The sequence below is a fragment of the Candidatus Desulfofervidus auxilii genome (genome assembly GCF_001577525.1).
GTDB classification, from domain to species: domain Bacteria; phylum Desulfobacterota; class Desulfofervidia; order Desulfofervidales; family Desulfofervidaceae; genus Desulfofervidus; species Desulfofervidus auxilii.
In genome coordinates this window covers 579,652-598,545 of the sequence record NZ_CP013015.1, presented here as the reverse complement: position 1 = coordinate 598,545, position 18,894 = coordinate 579,652, and the positions used below count along the sequence as shown (strand labels likewise).

19 protein-coding genes are annotated in these 18,894 nt (G+C 38.0%); 4 read left to right on the top strand and 15 right to left on the bottom strand.

The window, feature by feature from the left end; translation table 11 throughout:
• Positions 1–82: 82 nt before the first annotated feature.
• The 7 genes from HS1_RS03130 to HS1_RS03105 form a co-directional block, all read right to left on the bottom strand.
• The gene (locus tag HS1_RS03130; RefSeq protein WP_066060802.1) at positions 83–1,516 is read right to left on the bottom strand and encodes a right-handed parallel beta-helix repeat-containing protein; all 1,434 of its coding nucleotides are present in this window, start codon (positions 1,514–1,516) and stop codon (positions 83–85) included.
• Between the two features lie 13 nt (positions 1,517–1,529).
• The gene (locus HS1_RS12995) at positions 1,530–1,694 is read right to left on the bottom strand and encodes a hypothetical protein (RefSeq protein WP_156469364.1); all 165 of its coding nucleotides are present in this window, start codon (positions 1,692–1,694) and stop codon (positions 1,530–1,532) included.
• Entirely contained in the window at positions 1,694–4,321 is a 2,628-nt protein-coding gene (locus tag HS1_RS13495; protein ID WP_216638270.1) for a DUF7901 domain-containing protein, read from the bottom strand. Before HS1_RS13495 ends, HS1_RS12995 begins: the two co-directional genes overlap by 1 nt.
• Positions 4,322–4,514: 193 nt before the next feature.
• The gene (locus tag HS1_RS03120) at positions 4,515–5,075 is read right to left on the bottom strand and encodes a cohesin domain-containing protein (RefSeq protein WP_216638269.1); all 561 of its coding nucleotides are present in this window, start codon (positions 5,073–5,075) and stop codon (positions 4,515–4,517) included.
• A 94-nt stretch (positions 5,076–5,169) separates the two neighbouring features.
• Positions 5,170–5,799 (bottom strand): PEP-CTERM sorting domain-containing protein, encoded by a 630-nt coding sequence (locus HS1_RS03115; RefSeq protein WP_066060798.1) that lies wholly within the window; start codon positions 5,797–5,799, stop codon positions 5,170–5,172.
• Between the two features lie 55 nt (positions 5,800–5,854).
• Positions 5,855–6,757, bottom strand: coding sequence for a trypsin-like serine peptidase (locus HS1_RS03110; protein WP_066060797.1), 903 nt, complete (start codon positions 6,755–6,757; stop codon positions 5,855–5,857).
• A gap of 94 nt (positions 6,758–6,851) precedes the next feature.
• A complete protein-coding gene (locus tag HS1_RS03105) occupies positions 6,852–7,580 on the bottom strand; it encodes a DUF7901 domain-containing protein (protein ID WP_156469363.1) in 729 nt (242 codons plus the stop codon).
• 767 nt (positions 7,581–8,347) lie between these two features.
• On the opposite strand from HS1_RS03105, the gene HS1_RS03100 reads away from it, so the two are divergent.
• The gene (locus HS1_RS03100) at positions 8,348–9,313 is read left to right on the top strand and encodes an aminotransferase class IV (protein ID WP_066060792.1); all 966 of its coding nucleotides are present in this window, start codon (positions 8,348–8,350) and stop codon (positions 9,311–9,313) included.
• Positions 9,314–9,321: 8 nt separating this feature from the next.
• On the opposite strand, the gene HS1_RS03095 is transcribed toward HS1_RS03100, so the two are convergent.
• Positions 9,322–10,338 (bottom strand): two-component system sensor histidine kinase NtrB, encoded by a 1,017-nt coding sequence (locus HS1_RS03095; protein ID WP_156469362.1) that lies wholly within the window; start codon positions 10,336–10,338, stop codon positions 9,322–9,324.
• A 341-nt stretch (positions 10,339–10,679) separates the two neighbouring features.
• Between HS1_RS03095 and HS1_RS03085 the strand changes: the two genes are divergently transcribed.
• Together HS1_RS03085 and HS1_RS03080 are read left to right on the top strand one after the other, a co-directional pair.
• On the top strand, positions 10,680–10,946 hold the full coding sequence (locus HS1_RS03085; protein ID WP_066060787.1) for a PBPRA1643 family SWIM/SEC-C metal-binding motif protein: 267 nt from the start codon (positions 10,680–10,682) through the stop codon (positions 10,944–10,946).
• Positions 10,947–11,095: 149 nt separating this feature from the next.
• Entirely contained in the window at positions 11,096–11,314 is a 219-nt protein-coding gene (locus tag HS1_RS03080) for a hypothetical protein (RefSeq protein WP_066060785.1), read from the top strand.
• A 249-nt stretch (positions 11,315–11,563) separates the two neighbouring features.
• Here the strand turns inward: HS1_RS03080 and purN are convergent, their stop codons facing one another.
• Genes purN through HS1_RS03045 form a run of 7 tightly spaced genes read right to left on the bottom strand, consistent with a single transcriptional unit; the run spans position 11,564 to position 17,487 of the window.
• On the bottom strand, positions 11,564–12,376 hold the full coding sequence (gene purN / locus HS1_RS03075; RefSeq protein ID WP_066060783.1) for a phosphoribosylglycinamide formyltransferase: 813 nt from the start codon (positions 12,374–12,376) through the stop codon (positions 11,564–11,566).
• Positions 12,376–14,586: a type IV pilus secretin PilQ gene (locus tag HS1_RS03070; protein ID WP_066060782.1), complete on the bottom strand. Its 2,211-nt coding sequence runs from the start codon at positions 14,584–14,586 to the stop codon at positions 12,376–12,378. Before HS1_RS03070 ends, purN begins: the two co-directional genes overlap by 1 nt.
• Entirely contained in the window at positions 14,583–14,987 is a 405-nt protein-coding gene (locus tag HS1_RS03065; RefSeq protein WP_066060780.1) for a pilus assembly protein PilP, read from the bottom strand. Before HS1_RS03065 ends, HS1_RS03070 begins: the two co-directional genes overlap by 4 nt.
• The gene (locus HS1_RS03060) at positions 14,987–15,589 is read right to left on the bottom strand and encodes a type IV pilus inner membrane component PilO (RefSeq protein ID WP_066060777.1); all 603 of its coding nucleotides are present in this window, start codon (positions 15,587–15,589) and stop codon (positions 14,987–14,989) included. The genes HS1_RS03065 and HS1_RS03060 overlap by 1 nt, the downstream gene beginning before the upstream one ends.
• Positions 15,589–16,146, bottom strand: coding sequence for a PilN domain-containing protein (locus HS1_RS03055; RefSeq protein ID WP_066060775.1), 558 nt, complete (start codon positions 16,144–16,146; stop codon positions 15,589–15,591). Before HS1_RS03055 ends, HS1_RS03060 begins: the two co-directional genes overlap by 1 nt.
• Positions 16,143–17,246 carry a type IV pilus assembly protein PilM gene (pilM, locus tag HS1_RS03050; RefSeq protein ID WP_066060773.1) on the bottom strand — a complete coding sequence of 368 codons (1,104 nt, stop codon included), beginning with the start codon at positions 17,244–17,246 and terminating at the stop codon, positions 16,143–16,145. The genes HS1_RS03055 and pilM overlap by 4 nt, the downstream gene beginning before the upstream one ends.
• Positions 17,247–17,292: 46 nt before the next feature.
• On the bottom strand, positions 17,293–17,487 hold the full coding sequence (locus HS1_RS03045; RefSeq protein ID WP_066060771.1) for a helix-turn-helix domain-containing protein: 195 nt from the start codon (positions 17,485–17,487) through the stop codon (positions 17,293–17,295).
• An 810-nt stretch (positions 17,488–18,297) separates the two neighbouring features.
• Between HS1_RS03045 and HS1_RS13305 the strand changes: the two genes are divergently transcribed.
• Positions 18,298–18,894: IS110 family transposase (locus tag HS1_RS13305; protein ID WP_172793628.1), on the top strand; the 597-nt coding region annotated here is incomplete at its 3' end.

Genomic DNA, 18,894 nt, shown 5'->3' with positions numbered 1-18,894 from the left:
GTGGGTCTATTATAATTGGTTTATCTTTATTTACATTCATATTTGCCTATAAAGGGCGGACAAAGTCCGCCCTTACAGGACATTAAGGCACATTCAATGCACAGGGGCAATCTGTACGCCCAAAATCTGCTGCAAATATGGCTAAGTCTGAGCCATCTACATCACCATCGTAATCAAAGTCACCCTCACAATCGCCTGTAAAATAGCAGTCTGTACGGCCAAAGTCTGCGGCAAATATAGCTAGATCACTTCCATCCACATCTCCGTCACAATCAAAATCACCCTCACATATATCACCAAACTCATAAGCACCCATATCTACAATGGTTATATCATCACCATCTCCATCTATAATCCTTGGTTTTCCATCTTTATCTTTGTCTGGCAGGTGAGGGGCATCATTTGTGCCTGCATCTATGCAGGGGGAAGTTGATTCTAGGTGAAAATCTCCGTTTTCAGCATCCACAAATAGAGGATTTTGTTGAATATTAGCTCCATGTGAGTAATTATCTGTCTCAGTTATAAAAAGGTCCTCAGACTGCCCTGTATCAAAATTGGCATTTCCTGAAAGGTTATTGTTGTATAGATTGACAGTAGAGCCTGTGGAATTCCCATTACCATCAGAATTAACATATAGGTCATCGCCGTCATTTCCACCAGCATTGGCTGTGTTATCAAAAAAGATATTATTATAAATATTTAGGATTGCTGAGTCATAATATAACCGTGTCCATATACCGCCGCCATCCCGACTAGCTGAATTTCCTGAGAATGTATTGTTTATAATGGTTGTGCCTGAGTCTGAACCTGCATCTACACCACCACCATACTTAGCTGAATTTCTTGAGAATATATTGTTTGTAATAGTTACTGTGCCTGACCATGAATGTGCAGATACACCACCACCATAATCCTTAGCTGAATTTTCTGAGAATGTGTTGTTTATAATAGTTATGCCTGAGTCTGAATGTGCAGATACACCACCACCATACTTAGCTGAATTTCTTGAGAATATATTGTTTATAATAGTTATTGTGCCTGACCATGAATCTGCCTCTACACCACCACCAGCATCCTCAGCTGAATTTCCTGAGAATATACACTCTTTTATTGTTATATTTATAGATGACCCATGAACATAGATACCACCGCCGTTGCCCCCATTTCCATTCTCAAGGGCCATATCCTTTATTGTTACATCACCACCATCTGTGCCAGTATCTATATACAAAATCTGAACACTTCCTCCACCATCAAGGACTGTCTTATCTGCACCTGCACCCTGAATGGTAAGTTTATCACCGCTATCCCCATCATAAGTTGAATAGCGAAGGGTAGAGGTAATATTATATGTCCCTTCGGCCACATTTATTATATCATCCTCCCCATTAGATTCTGCAGTTGTAAGTGCATCTTGAAACTCCTCTAGGTTTGTTACATTAAAGATCTCTCCCAATGTTACATTAGTTGCCAAAAAGGCCACCAAAAAGACCAAAAATAATAACCTTGCCTTCATCTCACCCTACTTCCTACCTGACTTTTTTCCAACAGGGGCAATCAATTCTCCCAAAGTCTGCAGCAAATACTGCCAAATCAGAGCCATCTACATCGCCATCGCCATCAAAGTCACCTTCACACAAGGTAGATTCATATTTGCCTGTAAAGGGCGGACTTTGTCCGCCCTTACAGGACATTAAGGCACATTCAATGCACAGGGGCAATCAGTCCTACCAAAGTCTGCAGCAAATACTGCCAAATCAGAGCCATCTACATCACCATCGTAATCAAAGTCACCCTCACAATCGCCTGTAAAATAGCAGTCTGTTCTCCCAAAGTCTGCGGCAAATATGGCTAGATCAGAGCCATCCACGTCTCCGTCACGGTCAAAATCTCCCTCGCAATATTTGGTATCATCCTTGGTGATGAGTGCGAAGGCCATATCTATGGGAGCCTCGACGTTGTCGATAGCTAGCTCCTGTCCGCCGATAGCGAATTGGTTGATGACGCCGGTTAAGGTGATACCTCCTTTGCCGCCACCAAAATCAACCACGGTGACAAGAACCCCGCCTATTGTGAGTCCGTTAATGTCTGAGAAGTTGAGAACATTCCGGAAATCGCCATTGATTTCAATATTGACGTTACCGCCATACTCACCGAAGAGGAGAGACAAATGTGTAAGGGGAACTCCAAAGCCAAAGTCCAGGTTGACATTGTTGACCCACATCTCATTGCCCGAGCCTCCGGCTTGCCCGCCGTCCTGAACCTTAGTATACCCGTCGCTGGTCCATTGGCCGTTACTCCATTGGAACTTCTTCAGGGTAACTGGAATGCCCGAGGTGGTGAATTTATATCCGCAGCAGTTATATGTGGTTCCAAGTATGAGGTCTTCGAAATCGATTGTTGATGCGCCCAATTCCTCCCACCATTCTTCTGAACCCTGGACTGCATTATCATTCCAGTGGTCTTTGGAGGTCTCCCAGCCCCAGCACCATCGGCTGTCTGGTAGTGGTGTTGCCCCAATATTCAGCCAGTAGATGGTTCCTTCCTCCTGTTTAAAAGGTTCTTCCAGACGGACGATGTAATAGAACTTATGTTCCCACCATATTAAACCATCTGGGCCTGTGGAGTGAGGCACAGAATCCCAATAGATTTCTTTTACATCCTTAAAATCCACCCATATCTCTTTAATCAGTTCACCTGGGTGGCTCCAGCGCATATCAGGGTCTACTCCAGCAGGAACATTTTTGTGGAAACTTATCCAGAAGCCAGATAATCCAGGGGTGGGAGGAAGTGGATTTTCAGGTGGCCCAGGATTTCTTTGCTCCCAATGTACCTGTCCATCACAACTTAAATAAGAACCCCAGAAGTGTATCTCAGTGATGGGCTTTCCTTTGATGCACAGCCAGTCATCGGCCACCACAGGGTCCAGAGATAGGATATTAATGCCATTGGCCATATCAGGGAATTGCAGCCACTTAATGGGGCCTTCACAGGTAGTAAGTTCAAAGGCCATATCGATATTTTCTCCTGTATAGGGATGTTTAATCATCTCCCACCACCAATTATCCGGGTCTAAATACCAGCCCTTTACAGCAAAATCACCCCAGCGGTCCATGGAGCTCTCCCAGCCCCAAAGGTAATCAGGATTTTTAGGAATTGCCGAGATATTTAGCCAGTAGATTTTATCCCGCTTTTGCCAGAAGATACGAGGGAGGTCTAAATCATAGCGGTACTTATGTTCCCATTTTTCATCCCAGAAGTGAAAGATACTTGCTACATAGGTTTCAGTAAAGTCCTTAACCCAGACCTCATACAACAGCTTATCAGGACGGCTGAAATCTTGTGGGCTTGTGGCTGGAGCATTAGAATAGACCTGGATTCTGAATGCTTCTACCCCTGGTGGAGGGGTCATAGGCGGTCCTGGGTTTTGCTCTTCCCAGCCTGGATATGAACCCCAGAAATGTAAGTCAGAGACAGGGCTGGCATCTAAGCAGAGCCAGTCATCAGCCACAGTGCCCCGCTCTACAGGGTTTTTTTGTGAAGGCATAATTGGAATGGAGATAATGTTTGCCCCTTGCTCCATGTCTGGTCTTTGCTGCCACTTTATAGGCTCCAAGGGCGGCGGTGGCTCAAATTCTACTGTGAGCTCAAAGGCCATGTCTACGGTTCTGTAATGTTCCTGATACCAAGAAGGAAGCTGTGAAGGCAAAATTTCTTCCCAATAGTTATTGTAAAACCAATATCGGCAGGCATTATCATTCCAGTGGGCTGTAGAGGTTTCCCATCCCCAGGGGAATTCGCTGCCATCTGGCATAACCGCGGCAATAGAAATCCAGTAAACAGTTCCTTCCCTCTGATAAAATGGTTCAGGAAGATCTAAACTATAATAAAATTTGTGCTCATAGGTTTCATCTGGATGAGTAATTGTACCATAATACCTTTCTTTAAATTCTGTTACCCTTTTTTCATAAAGAAGCTCGCCTGGGTGACTATAGGGAAAGTCTGGATCGGCCCCGGCAGGCACATCTTTATAAATACGGATGATAAAGGCGTTCACTCCAGGTGGAGGAAGTGGTGGCTCAGGATTCTCTCTTTCCCAGCCAATATAAGAGCCCCAGAAGTGGACATTCACTATTTCCCTTGGGTCTTCACACTTCCAGTCATCGGCCACAATGGGCTCTGACTCAGTGGATTTTATATTTACTCCATACTCCATATCTGGAGGCTGAAGCCATTTACCAGTACCTCCATTTGTTCCCTGTGCACCTGCGGCCATCATCAGAAAAATGGCCACAAAGGAAAACACTAATAATTTTTTCATAATACCTCCTTTAGCTCTTACAAGTGCCCATCGGTAAGTTATTGAACTTATGTAGTATAATCCTCCTCTCTCATCCTGGCATGTCACTTGCAGCACTGAAACTCTTTAGGAAAATCTAATCCAATTGGTGTTTTTTGTAGCCATTATAGGAGGTTGGCTTTAGGTTAGCCACCTCCTATAATGACTTTTCTCTTTAACCGGCAATCCTCCTTCGGCTTAAACCAAGAAAACTAATTAGTCCAGTACCCAAAAGGAGCAAGGTACTGGGGATGGGGACATTGTTGACCTCGGCCAGATTTACTCCACTAACAATCTGCTCATCTAGCACCGTCCCGCCAACTAAGACAAAATCATCATAATTGCCTCCCCGATCACTGTCATACAACCAGAGTTCGCTGATACCCATAGCCACACACTTAAATTCGATTGTTCCAAGCTTAATATTATCACCAGAAAGACCTGGCTCCACACGGCCACCTTTCATCTCAATTTCAGGAGTAGTGTGTTGAACACCACCCATATACCAATTTGTACTGTCAATATCCGCAGTCACTACCTCAAGTTGAGTTTGATCATAAACAAGATCAAAACCCATACTTATTAGACCAGGATCAGGTACGTTAGAAACATAGATATCTATTGATACAGTCTCACCCGGATTCAACTCCCAATAATTCTCATAATTGCTATCCTGTCCAAAATCAAGGTTAAACACTAAGTCCGCTCTTACCGGGTTTGCCAACCCCAATACCATAAACAATGCCACAGCTACAACTAACAATCTTTTCATCTTTTTCACCTCCTTTTTCCCTTATATTTTCACTAATTTAACTACTTATCCACATTCACTATCCCCGAAATAATTTTCTCTTAAAGCCAATCAACCCAATAAAACCAGATCCTAGAAGCAGCAAGGTGCTGGGAATAGGGACGCACCGGTGATCTATTACGCCATCAGTTATCCTGAAATTAGCTCCCCGAACATCAATGGAGACCCATTCAGGATTATAGTCTAGAATTTCAAAGTGGTCTTCAACCCTAAATGACGGAGGTATCCAATCGGACTCTATAAGGAAAATATGCCGTTCTATATATTTTTCTTCTAACTCAGGAGTGGGTACATCTTCTGGAAGAGGAGGCCGATTTAAACCAAGGGCAGACCACTCAGGTGTTGACCAATTGTAAGCAACCACGGCCGCACTTCCCAGCCCAGTAGTCTCTATATTAAAGGAAATGTCAATTACCTTCCAGCGGTCCAGGTCAAAAGGTGCATTGTAAAACCACTGATTCCACCATTTAGTATTTGGGTAATAATACCATGTCCCATTCTCGTATCCGCTGCCACCACCTGAAATAAGGTCATTATTTGAGCCCATTTCAACATAAAAGGTATCAGTTACTGCCATAACAGATGGTAGCCCAATAAAGAAGATTAGCGCAATTATCAAAAATAACACTAACAATCCTTGCTTTTTCATTGCTTCTCACCCCCTTTACTTTTGTATTTACCAATTAAATTAATAAACCCTTTTATCAATTTACTGTATAGCTAATGTGGGCAATCAGTCCTGTGAGCATGCCGACAGCCCTTTGGATTTCAATTACACCAATGTCATAGTTCAAATCACCATGTTCAGTCCATCCAGTCCATGAGCCAAGCCTTGAAGCATAACCATATCCATATGCTCCAATAGGAAAAGTATCTCCATCATACGCCGGATAGACGTAGATCTCATCAGCCCAACCTTCTCCATCATAATCGTATACACAATGGCCTGCGGTAAGGACAACCTCGGCATCTCTCATGGTGCCGGAGCAAACGTACCAGTCACTTCCAAATCGCATTACAAGCTTAACATTCATCCGCCAAGGGAAATCCTCAACACTCTCTGTTCTGATCATGGTACCAAAAGAGGTTAACAGATTTTCAATGCCACCACCCCCATCAGCTCCACTATAACCACCACCTTGATCTTGCATTAAGGTATCGTTTGGTATAGTAAGATTGTTTGGCACAGTGATTGTTTTTCCTGTTTTTAAATCATGAATGATTCCCACTCCAGGTTCTAAAGGCATTCCCCTTCCCTGGGGAGGTTCAGTAGGCATGGGCATCGGCGGGATCTGATGGATAGGCGGATGGGTTGGACGTGGTAGTGGCTTATCCTCTCCTTCCTGGAACAACGGTACGCCCTCTTCGACTTCCTCGGCCTCAACGGACGGAACCTTGCCTTCAGGAGGCCCAGTCAACTCCTCAGCCACGGCATTGTCAGCCATTGCCAGAGCAAAAGCGAAAAAGAATATGACCAATGAAATTAAAACCTTAAATGTTGCTTTTTGTGTTTTTTGTAACATCTTTTCTCCCTTACATATCTTTTGTTTTAATAACAGTCTTTCCCTTTTGTCACCTAACCCAAACCTAGAAACTGCCTCTACCAACCCCTATAATCTCCATTAACTTTCAACCTAGATAAAAATTCTAACCTTGTTCTGAGCAATCTTCCTAATCTCTATTTGATCTCTTTTTAGCTAATTAACTTTGACGTGATTTCCTTCCCAGGGTCAGGATGCCAAGCAATCCAGTACCTAGAAGCAATAAAGTAGTAGGAATGGGGACTACTTCTATTTGAAAGGCCATATCTTTATCGGTAAGAATGTTCCAATTCTCCATTCCGCCATTAAAAAATGTGCCCCACTGAACTGCATTGTCATGCCAAAGGTTCTCTGCTTCATGCCAGCCCCATTGAATGGGCTTACCATCATGGTCAATGGCTTGAATAGAAAGCCAATAAATATTGTCAGCTTGTTGGTCAAAGGGAATAGGCAATGTGGCATGATATTGAAAGACAGTTTCAATTATATCAGTTCCTACCCCTAGTTCTCCGTCTGCGTGGTCAATTTGACCATAATATTTCTCATTTACCAAATTAAAATCTAATGTTTCTTTATAAAGCAAATCACCTGGGTGGCTATAGGGAGGAGTACCTGTACCTGCAGGCACATCCTTATAGAAACGAATAATAAATCCATTCACTGTCCCAGGGGGAACATTTGCTGGGTCTCCCCAATGGTTACTGTTGTTATAAGGATACCAATTACCCGAATTCCAATAAGAACCCCACCAAGTAATTCCAATTACAGGAAGTCCACTTTTACAAAGATAATCGTCTGCTACTTTAGATGGTACTTGAGTCTCTGAAGAAAAGTCATAACCATATTGATCCATACGAGGGGGTTGAGACCACTTTACAACACCAGCCATAACATTTTCCAAAATTCCTATAAATGTTAGAATTGATATTAAAAAAATAAAGACTTTTCTCACAATTTTGCCCTCCCATAATTTAGCTTTTCAAGAATTGTACGCTGAGTAAATTAAAATGTCAAGAAAAAAATTAAATTTGGACATTCCCCAAAATTTAGGCGTTAATCTTTAAAAAACATCCCTGCCTGTCTGCCGACAGGCAGGGATGAATTAAGGATTTTTTGCGTTCAATAAGTGGAATAAGAAAATACCTCAAGGTTAACTTCACCAACCTATTTATTTTATAGCTTAGCAGATTGCTCCGTTAAGCCATCAAGACCAAGCCCTTCAGGGTGGCTTTCGCCAGTCTTGATGGCACTTCGCAATCTGCTTTTTAAAAAGTAGAGTTAGTTGAAAGGAATAAAATGTCTTATTAGGTGAAGCTATAGGAGAGAGAATTTTTTATACTTGATTTGGCTGATTTTCTGTCAAGGAGGAGCACAACGAGCTGCGGAATGCCTGCCTGACGGCAGGCGAGCGAGCACTCCTTGACAGCCCAGCCCTAAAAATATTTGTATGGTTGCGGTCAGTTTTTTGACCGCAACCTTTAAAAATGATTTTTATACCGTGCGTAAGGTCAGTTACCATATTTGACCGTTTTCTTTTAAAGTTATTCCGGTTTTGAGGAGCTCACCTTACCTTTCTTTTGAGAAAGCTTTTAAAAATTCTGGGGAAAGTCCTGTCTATAACTTGACCTTATTTTGAGGACGGTTTAAAAGAATAAAATGGTTGAGGTTTTTAGTCCAGAAAAATTTTTAGAAAAAATAAAAACAATCAAATATTCTCACCAACAGTCTTATTTGGCTATGTATTCTAGCCTCTTGGGTGGTGTGGTAACTGAACCAAGTTTAATGTGGATTCCTATAGATGACCACATAGTCCATAGAGGAGATGGGGTGTTTGAAGTTATAAAGTGTTGCAAAGGCTATATTTATCAGTTCCAAGCTCATTTACAACGTTTACAGAAATCGGCTCAAGGGATTGGTTTAGAATTTCCTTTGTCTTTACCTGAATTGAAACAAAGAATCAGAGAAACAATAAAGGCTGCCCAGGTAAAAGATTGTGTCATCCGCATTTTTCTATCTAGGGGACCAGGAGGTTTTAGTGTAAACCCTTTTGAAAGTATAGGCACTCAGCTTTATATTGTCATTACCAAATGGTTACCCCCTGATAAAAAGCATCTCCAAAAGGGTGTTAAGGCTATAATAAGTAAAATTCCCTTAAAATCTGGGTTTTTTGCCCAAATCAAATCATGTAATTATCTGCCCAATGTTTTGATGAAAAAAGAAGCGATACAAAAGGGGGCAGATTATGCAATAGGGCTAGATGAAAATGGTTATCTTGCAGAGGGGGCTACAGAAAGCGTAGGGATAGTTTCAACAGATGGGTATTTGAAGTTTCCAGAAAGTAATAGGATTTTAGAAGGGATAACGTTAAAAAGGGCCTTTTTCCTGTCCCAAGAGTTAGTAAAAACAAAACTCATAAGAGGTGTGTGTTTTTGTCCTATTTCTTTAGAGGATGCTTATGAAGCCAAAGAAATATTACTTTTGGGCACCACTATTGATGTCTTACCTGTTGTTTCTTTGCAAGGGAAACGTATTGGAGATGGGTTTCCGGGTGCTGTTTTTAAAGCATTCAAAGGGCTTTTTGAACAAGATTTGTTTTCGGATGTTTCCGAACCTATTGATTGAGAAAAGCTTTATAAGTTTGTAGGAATGGTAATTACAAAAGTAGTGCCCTTTTCTGGAGATGTTCTAAAGGAAATGCTTCCTTTGTGAGCATTAATTATTTTTTTCACAATAGCTAAGCCCAAGCCAGTTCCTCTTGCCTTGGTACTAAAAAAAGGTTCAAAAATTTTAGCCTGATATTCTTTTGGTATACCTGGTCCTTGATCTATTATTTCAATAATCATTGACTCGTCAGTAAAAAATACATTTATTTTTACAGGCTTATCCGGGGAGGCCTGGATGGCATTATTAAGTAAGTTTATCAAGACTTGCTTAAATCTATCCGGATCTAGCCTTATTTCTTTCAATATAGGATTGACAAATCTTACCTGGATTTTCCTCTCTTTTTCAGGTGCAACTAAACTTACAACTTCTTCTATAAGAGATTTTATATTTGTTGGTTTTAGTTCTAACTCAAGAGGTTTAGAAAAGTCTAAAATACCTTGAATTATATCCTCCATCCATTTTGCTTCTTTTAGGATGATATCCAATTTTTTCCAAGAAAGTGATTCAGGTGGGAGTTGTTTCTGAACAATTCGGGAAAACCCTCCTATGACTACCAAAGGTGTTCTCAACTCATGGGCAATAGCGGCAGCAGCCTTTCCTAACAAGGCCAAATCCTCGGCCTCTTTTGCCCTCTCTTTCTCTTTTTTTTCTCTATCTACTAAAAATCCGGTTATGATACCAAAAAAGTAAAATAATATTATTTCAAATAAAAAGTCTAGCTTGTCTAAAGAAAACTGATTTGAAACGCAAAATGAAAAAAATGAACTTAAAGTGGCAAACAGAATGCCCCCTCTTAACCCACCCAAAAGACTGCCCATGAAAATGGGGAGATAGTATAATCTAAAAAGAAAAACATACCTGATTGATGGAACTTTAATTTGCCAAAGGAAAATACCTATTAGAAGCAAAAATGTTACTGCCCATTTAATCCTATAAGGAATACCTTTCCCCCAACAATAAACAAATTTACTCCACCCTTTCACAGAATTGAAAGTAGCAAAAATCCTCTCTTCTGTCAAAAATTTTCAATATCCCAAAATCCGCGACTTTTTGGATAAAATTCCAATATACATAGTCTCACACACTCACTTAACCTTAATCCACAACCATAAAACCGGGCAAGCCAAGCTAGATATGCCCTTTTTGTCCTGTAAGACCTATGGCGCAAACACAAGGCCTTAATGGCCCTTTCCTCAACCATCTTCCATTCTTTTAAAAAACTTTCTTTGACAAATAGGGCAGATTTTGATATGAAAAAAACATGTAATATAAAAAATAGGAAATAAGTTAGCGCAGAAATAAAACAAATATGACAGGCAAATAAATGGCAAAATTAGGATCGGAAAAAAGACCAATTGTTGTTCGTGTTCATACATATGAAAAGGCAAGGTATGTGGCTGAAACATGTGCAAAGCATGGATGGCATTATATTATAGGATTTGAGCCTGATAAACCAGAGGATATTTCTGATCTGGAGAAGTTGCTTAATCCGCAGAAGCCAGCAATATCGAAAAAGATTGGCAGGAATGATCCTTGTCCATGTGGTAGCGGCAAAAAATACAAAAAATGTTGTGGAAGTAATAGTATTTAACAATAACTATCCGCTAACAAATCACTCCATCAGACCGCCAATCCGCTGGCGCCGCTTGGCGTCTTGTCGGCAAGTGAGCTTTGTCGTTAGATTGAAAAATTTTTAAAAGTTTTAAACTGGAAAAGTTAAAAAATATTGGAGGGAATAGAATGAGCACTCTTTTAGAAAAAGCTTTTAATGAAATAAAAAAGTTATCTGAGGCTGAACAGAATATTTTTGCTAAGTGGATATTGGAAGAATTAGAAGCAGAGAGAAAATGGGATAAACTTTTTGCAGAATCTGAAGATGTCTTAGAAAAGCTTGCTGAAGAAGCGCTAAAGGAATTTAAAGAAGGAAAAACAGAAATTTTAGATTTTAATAAATTATGATTTCCAGAACTACGACAAAATTTTGGAAATCTTACAAGAGATTCCCAAAAGAAATTAAAGAGAAAAGTAAAGAGGTTTTTAATTTTTTTTTCAAAAAGATCTCTTTCATCCAAGTCTCCATTTTAAAAGAGTGCATTCAAGTAAACCTATTTTTTCAATAAGAATTACAAAAGATTATCGGGCTATAGGAATATTAGAGAAAGCTGGGGACAACAGGAGTTTTCCCCAAGAAAAGAAACTTACTAAGTTTTAATCTTCTAATTGAAAACCTTTATAAGGGAGGGGTGTGCCATCTAGAAAAACAGTCCCATTCTTTACGACTATCCGTCCTTCTGCTGCCAGTTCTAAGCCTTTAATAAAAGCAGGGCCATCACATTCCCATTTCATTTGCTCCTGAATAGCATCGGCTTTTGTTCGCAAAGGTCTAAAATTACGCATTTTTAAACAGCGTTTAACCCATTGTTGATCAAAATAGATTTTTTTAGACATAACTATAATTGGCCCTTCGTCAAATAAAGCGGTAGCAATGTGGAGAGTAGATTGAGCATAAGGTTCTCCTGAAATCATACCGTCATAAACAGCGTCTTCACCTTTATATTTACGTTGTAATTTGTTCATTTTTACTAATTTTTCTACTTCCTCTGGCATCAGATTTCCTACATCTAATCTTTCTACTTGGGGACCAGATAGAATATCTAAACGGAATGGATGAATATTAAAAATGCGGTTTTTGTATACAGATAATAATGGTTCAGTCACAATCAACATAAATCCCGATAGGCCAATAATATCTGCTTTAAAATCAGCTATTCTCTCTAGGACTTCCTCAAAGTAGAAAAAACGGTCTTTTAGATTCCGATAATTTAAATTTCTTTCTTGGCAAAATTTTTTATAATCCAAAACTATAACTGGTAACCCGACCTCTTGGCAAAATTTAATACCACTAGCCTGTGGTTTATCTGTCAAGGCAAATACGATGTGGTATTTTTCCCCATGAAGCTCACTTTGATAAGCAGCTTTTAAACTACTTGCACCACCAGAAAAGAAGAAACCTACTCGCATCAATAAGCGCTTTTTATAAAGGAATTTTCTTGAATGCTTGCCTTTTGGGCTATTACTCTTGGGGTAATGAACATAAGAAGCTCCCTTTTTGCAATCCCTCGCATCTTATTTTGAAAAAGTAAGCCAAAAAGCGGAACACGAGAAAAAAAGGGCACTCTACTTTCTTTACTTTCTTTTGTTTCGGTGATGATACCTCCAATTACTACGGTTTCTTCATTATCCACCAAAAGAGTAGTTTTTACTTCCTTTTTTTCAATAGGGATAGCATCCATACCTTCTTGTCGGATACCCGGAGAATCCTTATGTAGGTTAAGTTCTAACCTGACCTTTTTATCAGGGGTAATATGAGGGGTGACTTCCAGTTTTAAGACTGCTTCCTGAAATTGGGTATAAGTCCCGGCTTCAGAAGTAGTGCGGTAAGGAATTTGTAAGCCCTGAGAAATAAGAGCAGGTTGATTGTCCATAGTGACCACTTTGGGAACTGAAAGGATTTTCACCTTCCCTTCGCTTTCCATAGCTTGAAGCTTTGCATCTAATATTAAAGTGTAAGCCCTTCCTAAATGGGCAAGAGTAAAACCAAGTCCGCCATAAGCTCCTTCTGGGGGGAGATTGACAATAAGAGGGATGTTTCCCTTCCACTCTCTATCTCCCATCTCAAACTCAAATTTATCTCCTCCACCTGCTCCGCCTCTAGTTTCAATGATATTACTTGTTTCAGTCATGGTATGTGAAAAATGCTGTCCCCATTGAATTCCTAAGTCTTTAGTGTATTCAGTACTTACTTCTACAATTCTACCTTCAATCATCACCTGTCTTGGAGCAATGTCCAGGCTTCTTACTAAATCCCTGGCTTTTTTAAGGGCTGTTTTTACATCTGTCATAATAATTCTATTAGTCATTTCGTCATAAGTAAGCTTCCCACGGTTAGTTTTGATGTCTTTAAGTTGTTTTATGAGATCAGCAGCCTTAACATAATTCACCTGGATTTCTTCTGTGATTAACGGTTCTGATTCTTTCTTTTTTTCTAATGCTTGTTGGGTTTGAATCAATCTTTCTTGTTCCTTTTTCAGGTCTTCAAGAGTCAAAATCCGCAATACATTCCCTCTTTTTACTATTCCTAAACTATAGGTTTGTAAAATTAAGTCAAGGGCTTGATCCCACGGCACATTATCTAATTTTAAAGTAACCTTTCCTTTTACTCCTTCACTTATCACAAAATTAAAACCACTTACCTCAGCCAAGATTCTAAATACATTTTTGATGTCTGCATCTTGAAAATCTAAAGAAATAGGTTGTCCTGTAAACACTCCTATCCTACCAGGGAAGATGATTTGGGTTTCAGTAGGTAGTTTTTGAGCAAATAGGGAAACAAAAGCTGGTTTTACGGACAAGGCTGCCTCAACTACTTCCTGAGGTTTTTCTTCCTTAGGTTCTGTCTTTTTTGAGACCTCTGGTTTCAACTCTTCTTTCTTAGCTTCCTTTACTTTTTTGCCAGAAGTAGTGAAGGTAAGATATAAATGTTCCTCTGTAGTTACTATCTTAAAAGGTATTCTCTCTTTTAATTTTATTTCTATTCCTACTTTGTTCTTACTTATAGAATATGGCAGAATTTGTTCTATACCACAGGGAAAGTGTTTTGTCTCCAGTTCCCTCAAGAGATAAGAAGGCATTTTTACATTGTCTAATTGTAAGAGCATAGTATGCAATTTAGGATGGGAAACTTCATATTGTAGTTCCCCTTCACTACTTATTACCAGCCGACATTTTTGGGGCGATATTTGTTCAAAATCTATGGCCTTCACAGCTATTAATGGTAAAGAAGGTTTTTCCAAAGGCAATAATACTTCCAATCTGTTGTTTTGAGCAGAGATTTTATAAGGAGGGAGTTGTTTTAAGTTAGAGTCAATAACGAAACGCAATTTCCCCTTGAAGGGTGCCCAACGTAAACGAGGATAAATAGGGTTATTTAATGGATAGATTCTAGGAATTTTGCAATCCATTAAGGGGACATCTATTGCCAATCTAGCTGGTTTGGTTAAACTGAAAGAAACATAGTCAGAAATAGGGCCATTGGCCACAAGTTGTATTTTTAATTCTTTGGCTTGGGTCTTGACTTCAACTTCTTTTATGAATGTTGCCTTTTCACTAGCTAGGATTTGGCCAAAACCCATCAAACAAAAACAAATTATAAAACACATAAATTTTTTCATGGCAAAATGGCCTCCTCTTTTTGGGGCAGAACTAATTCTACAAACCTTGTTTTTTTACCTTCAAATATATCTATATAGCTTTCTTCAATAATAACTCTGTCTTTTTTTACTTCTTTTACCTTACCAGAAGGACCTATAAGGTCTCCTTTTTTCAAAACATAACCTTTTCCTGCTGGGTCTTCTATCAAGGCTAAAGGATTCTTTGTATTCCAAATAATTCCTGTCAATTTTATTTCAGAGAGCTTTAATCTCTGGATAGGAAGCAGACTTTCCGGGCTGGCAGTCTCCTTTGTTAATTTGATAAATGGCCTAAAAGGGTCTATGTGGCTAGCACTACTAATTTTTATAAAAAAGAGGTTTAACAAAAAACATACAATTAATCCCACTTTATATGATTTCATCACTTTTTACCTTGTTTTTTTCCTTTTTTAGCTGACGCCTTTGCTTTAGGAATAAAGCGATAAGTAAGAATTTGCATGTCTACTTTTAATTTTAGATTAGTTTCTGTCATTTTAGGGTTACTAAATTTGAGCTTAGACACATTAATTATCCTGGGTAACTCAGATAATTCTTTAATGAAGTTTTCCATATTCAAATATTCACCTTCCAGTTTTAGACGAACAGGTACTTCTGCATAAAAGTCTTTTATTATTTCTTTCTGAGGTTCAAATAAAAGGAAGTCTAAATGAGCATCACTGCCCAAGCTAGAAACATTGCGAAGTAATCCTGGGATCTCTCTTTCTGTAGGTAAAAGGCGTCCTACTTCATAAAATTTTTTCTCAATTTCCGTTATTTCCTTGTTCAATTGATTTAATTTTTTTTGGGCAAGTTTTGCCTCTTCTAATTTTTTAGTAGTTTGCTCTAAATTTGCTTTAAGACCTCTAATTTTAGTCATGGAGGGAGAATAATACCCATTCCAAAAAAGTATCACAGCCACAATGGGAATAAGAATATAAATCAGGATTCTTTTAGATAAAGGTAAACTTTGAAGTTTTTCTAACACTAAACCTTTTCTCCTATTATCCTAATATTGCACTTTAGAGTAAACTTGGTTAAGTTTAATTCAGCAATTTTTTTCTTTTCGGTTTTAATTAGTTCTACCACTTGGAAGTAAGGTATCTTTTTTAATCGTTCCATAAACTCTGCTACTGTTTCATTACCCAAAGCTATTCCTTTAACACTCAATTGATTTCCTTCTAAAGTTAGTTCTTCAAACCACATTTTGTTTACTAAAAAATTAGCAGTTAAAGCATTTAAAACTTCTATCGCTTTTTTCCTTTCTTTTTCTAAAACAGAAACTACCTTTATTTTTTGTTCTATAATCTCTTTTTGTTTTTTCAAATCAGTTAGTTTTTTTTGAATATCTTTGTATTTGGCAAGTTCTATTTGGGCTGATTGTAACTCTTTTTTAAGGGTTGAGATCTTACCGTTAATATTTATGAACAAATAAGCACCAACCAATATCAAAAGGATGTAAAATAAAAAAACAATGGAGACTTCTCGCTTGATATCTGGAACTGCCTTAATTTCTTCCTTGGGAAGTAAATTTATCTTAATCATCTTTCTACCATAGTTCTTAAAGCAAGACCAAAGGCTATTGGAATTTGAGAATTATAATATTCTAAATAAGCAGGGTCAAAATGGCTACTATCATATCTGAGTGTATTAAAGGGATTGAAATTATGCACTTTCTTTTTTAAAGATTTTTCTAAAATTTCAGAAAAACCTTCTATTCTGGAAGAACCTCCGCAGAGAAAAATTTCATTTATTTTTGTTTTTGTGCTACTTTCAAAAAAATTTAAGGCAGCAGTTATTTCTTGTAACCACTCTTGGGTTACTGTAACAAAGACTTCTTTAAGAGCAGATAAAAGTTTTTTATCAGAAGTTCCTTCAATTTTAATCTTTTCAGCTTCTTCATAATCTATATTTAAATTAGCCTGAATTTTTTTTGTTAGGTATATTCCTCCAATAGGTACCTCACGGTTAAAAATAGGAATATTATTTTCCACCACCACTATATTTATTTTACTGGCACCAACATCTATTATAGCTAGAGGTCCTGGAGTTTTTCCATAACATGCTTCATAAGCATTAACTAGGGCAAAATTTTCTACATCAATTACATAAGGTATAAGACCTACTTCGTTTATTAATGCTACTTGGTGATTAATAATATCTTTTTTTGCTGAAACCAGCAGAACTTCCATTCTATCTAATTTTTCTGCTTCTTCTGAGACTACTTGATAACTTATATTTACATCCTCTAATTCATAGGGAATATATTGTTCTGCCTCTCGAAAAACGGCTGAGGCTATTTCTTCTTTTTTTTCCATACGAGGTAATTCTATCTTCTTTATAATCACATACTTAGAAGGTAAACATAAAGCTACTTCTTTTTGCTTAATTTTGAGCTGCCGCAATAATCCGTCTAATGCAGTAAGTAAATATTCATCTCTTTTTTCGCCTTCTGTCATAGCTTCAGGAGGTAAAATATAAGAGCCAAAGGTTGAAATTTGTAAATTTTTAAGTTTTAACTGAAGCAATTTTATGGTATGTTGGCCTAAATCAATACCTAATAGAGGACGATTGGCAAATCCTTTTAAAAAGGCCTTCAAAGAAATGGGCTTTAAAAGTGTTTGTAAACCTGCTAAGATGCTCATTTATTTATCCTTTTGCCATAAAGTAGTGATAAAGTCAATATTTTCATTATTTTTTATTTTTTTCCCTTACTTTTTCTTCAAACCAAGTTTCAAGTATACTCCTGTCAAACCTCCAGTGTTTTCCTATTTTGGTACAAGGAATTTGTCCTTTCTTACACAATTTATATAGAGTTGATTTGGGAATACGAAGCCATCTGGAAACTTCATCAGCATTCATGACTATATTATCAGAAGACTCCACTTTTAGCTCCTTTATTCTCAATAATCTTGATAATTAAAATGCGCATCTTTTTTCTATTGTTATTGTCATTTAACACCGTTATTCTCAATTTTCAAGCAAATTTCATGCCACAATAAAAAATTGGGAAATAGCTATTTTATTAAATCAAGTAAAGAAGTTACCAGTTAGTAGGTATATTTGTGACATTTATCTCATTTGTTTTAAAAAAAGAATAAGGTGTAAAGTAGGTTTCTTTATATAATTGTTTCAGTTAAGGAAGAAAAAGAGGCTAAATTTGTTACTCTAAGACCAAAAATGTACACTACTAGAATAGGTTACAGGTAGAGTTTAAGGTAAAGGCAGGGGAAAATTTTTATCTTTGCCTATGTCTTTACCTCAGGGCTACGTCAAAGTCAGACCATAAGTAGTTTAACAAAAAGAACAAACGTTTAAATATGGTCTAAAAAATCCAAATTTCAAAATCCAAATACCAAATGAAATCCAAATGTCTAAATGCCAAAACATTAAATCAGTGAGTAGTGAAATAGCCAAATGTAGTGGAATTGGGGTCTATAATTAAAAGTGAGAGTAAAAAATAGGGAATGAAATTAAGAAGCCTTCTTTATGTGATATAAATGATAAATGGGTAGGGGAACATTTGTGGCTAACGGGGTCAGTCAATAATGTTGAATTATTGTGACTCGGTTTGAATTGCCGGATGTTCTCCTGCCAATACCCTGTCTAATGGAAAGGTGCCTTTAAGTGGCTATTATAGACGGGATAAAGGTATTGGCAGAGCCATAAAATATCAAACATAAAGGAGGGTGAGGCGTGAAAAGGTTATCTGGAGGAATCGATATTGGCAGTGATAATCATCACATAATTATCATGGATGATGAAGAACAGATTTTGTATGACCAGAAGATAGCACACAAATTCAGTGAATTTTATAAGGCAGTTAGAGAATTTAGAGAGATTGAGAAAAGAGAAGGTGGGATAATATCATTTGCAATTGAAGGAAAGAATGGATACGGAGCACCATTTGATCGGATACTTATAGAGAGCGGATTCACCTTATACAATGTAGATAATTTAAAATTAAAACAATTTCGGAATGTATTTGGGGCAGAATGGCGTAACGATAAAAGGGACGCAAAAATGTTAGCAAAAATGCTGAAATTAAGAGATTATTTAGACGCTGAAAATGAAAAGGCATTCATTGCGGTAGAGAAGGCAACAAAAATCAATGAAAAGTTAAAGATTCTGTCTCGGCATCAACAAACCCTGATAGATGAGAAGATAAGGTTGCAAAACAGGCTTCGAAAAAGGCTATTAGAAGTATCTCCTGAGATATTAGAGATTGGTGATACAGACAGCAAGAAGATGTTGAGGCTTCTGGTAAGGTATCCTGATTTTTCGAGATATAAG

Coding starts and splice junctions, on each gene's coding strand:
- HS1_RS03130 (WP_066060802.1), bottom strand. CDS start 1,516: ATGAAGGCAAGGTTATTATTTTTGGTCTTTTTGGTGGCCTTTTTGGCA.
- HS1_RS12995 (WP_156469364.1), bottom strand. CDS start 1,694: ATGTCCTGTAAGGGCGGACAAAGTCCGCCCTTTACAGGCAAATATGAA.
- HS1_RS13495 (WP_216638270.1), bottom strand. CDS start 4,321: ATGAAAAAATTATTAGTGTTTTCCTTTGTGGCCATTTTTCTGATGATG.
- HS1_RS03120 (WP_216638269.1), bottom strand. CDS start 5,075: ATGGTATTGGGGTTGGCAAACCCGGTAAGAGCGGACTTAGTGTTTAAC.
- HS1_RS03115 (WP_066060798.1), bottom strand. CDS start 5,799: ATGAAAAAGCAAGGATTGTTAGTGTTATTTTTGATAATTGCGCTAATC.
- HS1_RS03105 (WP_156469363.1), bottom strand. CDS start 7,580: ATGGCTGGTGTTGTAAAGTGGTCTCAACCCCCTCGTATGGATCAATAT.
- HS1_RS03100 (WP_066060792.1), top strand. CDS start 8,348: ATGGTTGAGGTTTTTAGTCCAGAAAAATTTTTAGAAAAAATAAAAACA.
- HS1_RS03085 (WP_066060787.1), top strand. CDS start 10,680: ATGGCAAAATTAGGATCGGAAAAAAGACCAATTGTTGTTCGTGTTCAT.
- HS1_RS03080 (WP_066060785.1), top strand. CDS start 11,096: ATGAGCACTCTTTTAGAAAAAGCTTTTAATGAAATAAAAAAGTTATCT.
- purN (WP_066060783.1), bottom strand. CDS start 12,376: ATGCGAGTAGGTTTCTTCTTTTCTGGTGGTGCAAGTAGTTTAAAAGCT.
- HS1_RS03070 (WP_066060782.1), bottom strand. CDS start 14,586: ATGAAAAAATTTATGTGTTTTATAATTTGTTTTTGTTTGATGGGTTTT.
- HS1_RS03065 (WP_066060780.1), bottom strand. CDS start 14,987: ATGAAATCATATAAAGTGGGATTAATTGTATGTTTTTTGTTAAACCTC.
- HS1_RS03055 (WP_066060775.1), bottom strand. CDS start 16,146: ATGATTAAGATAAATTTACTTCCCAAGGAAGAAATTAAGGCAGTTCCA.
- pilM (WP_066060773.1), bottom strand. CDS start 17,246: ATGAGCATCTTAGCAGGTTTACAAACACTTTTAAAGCCCATTTCTTTG.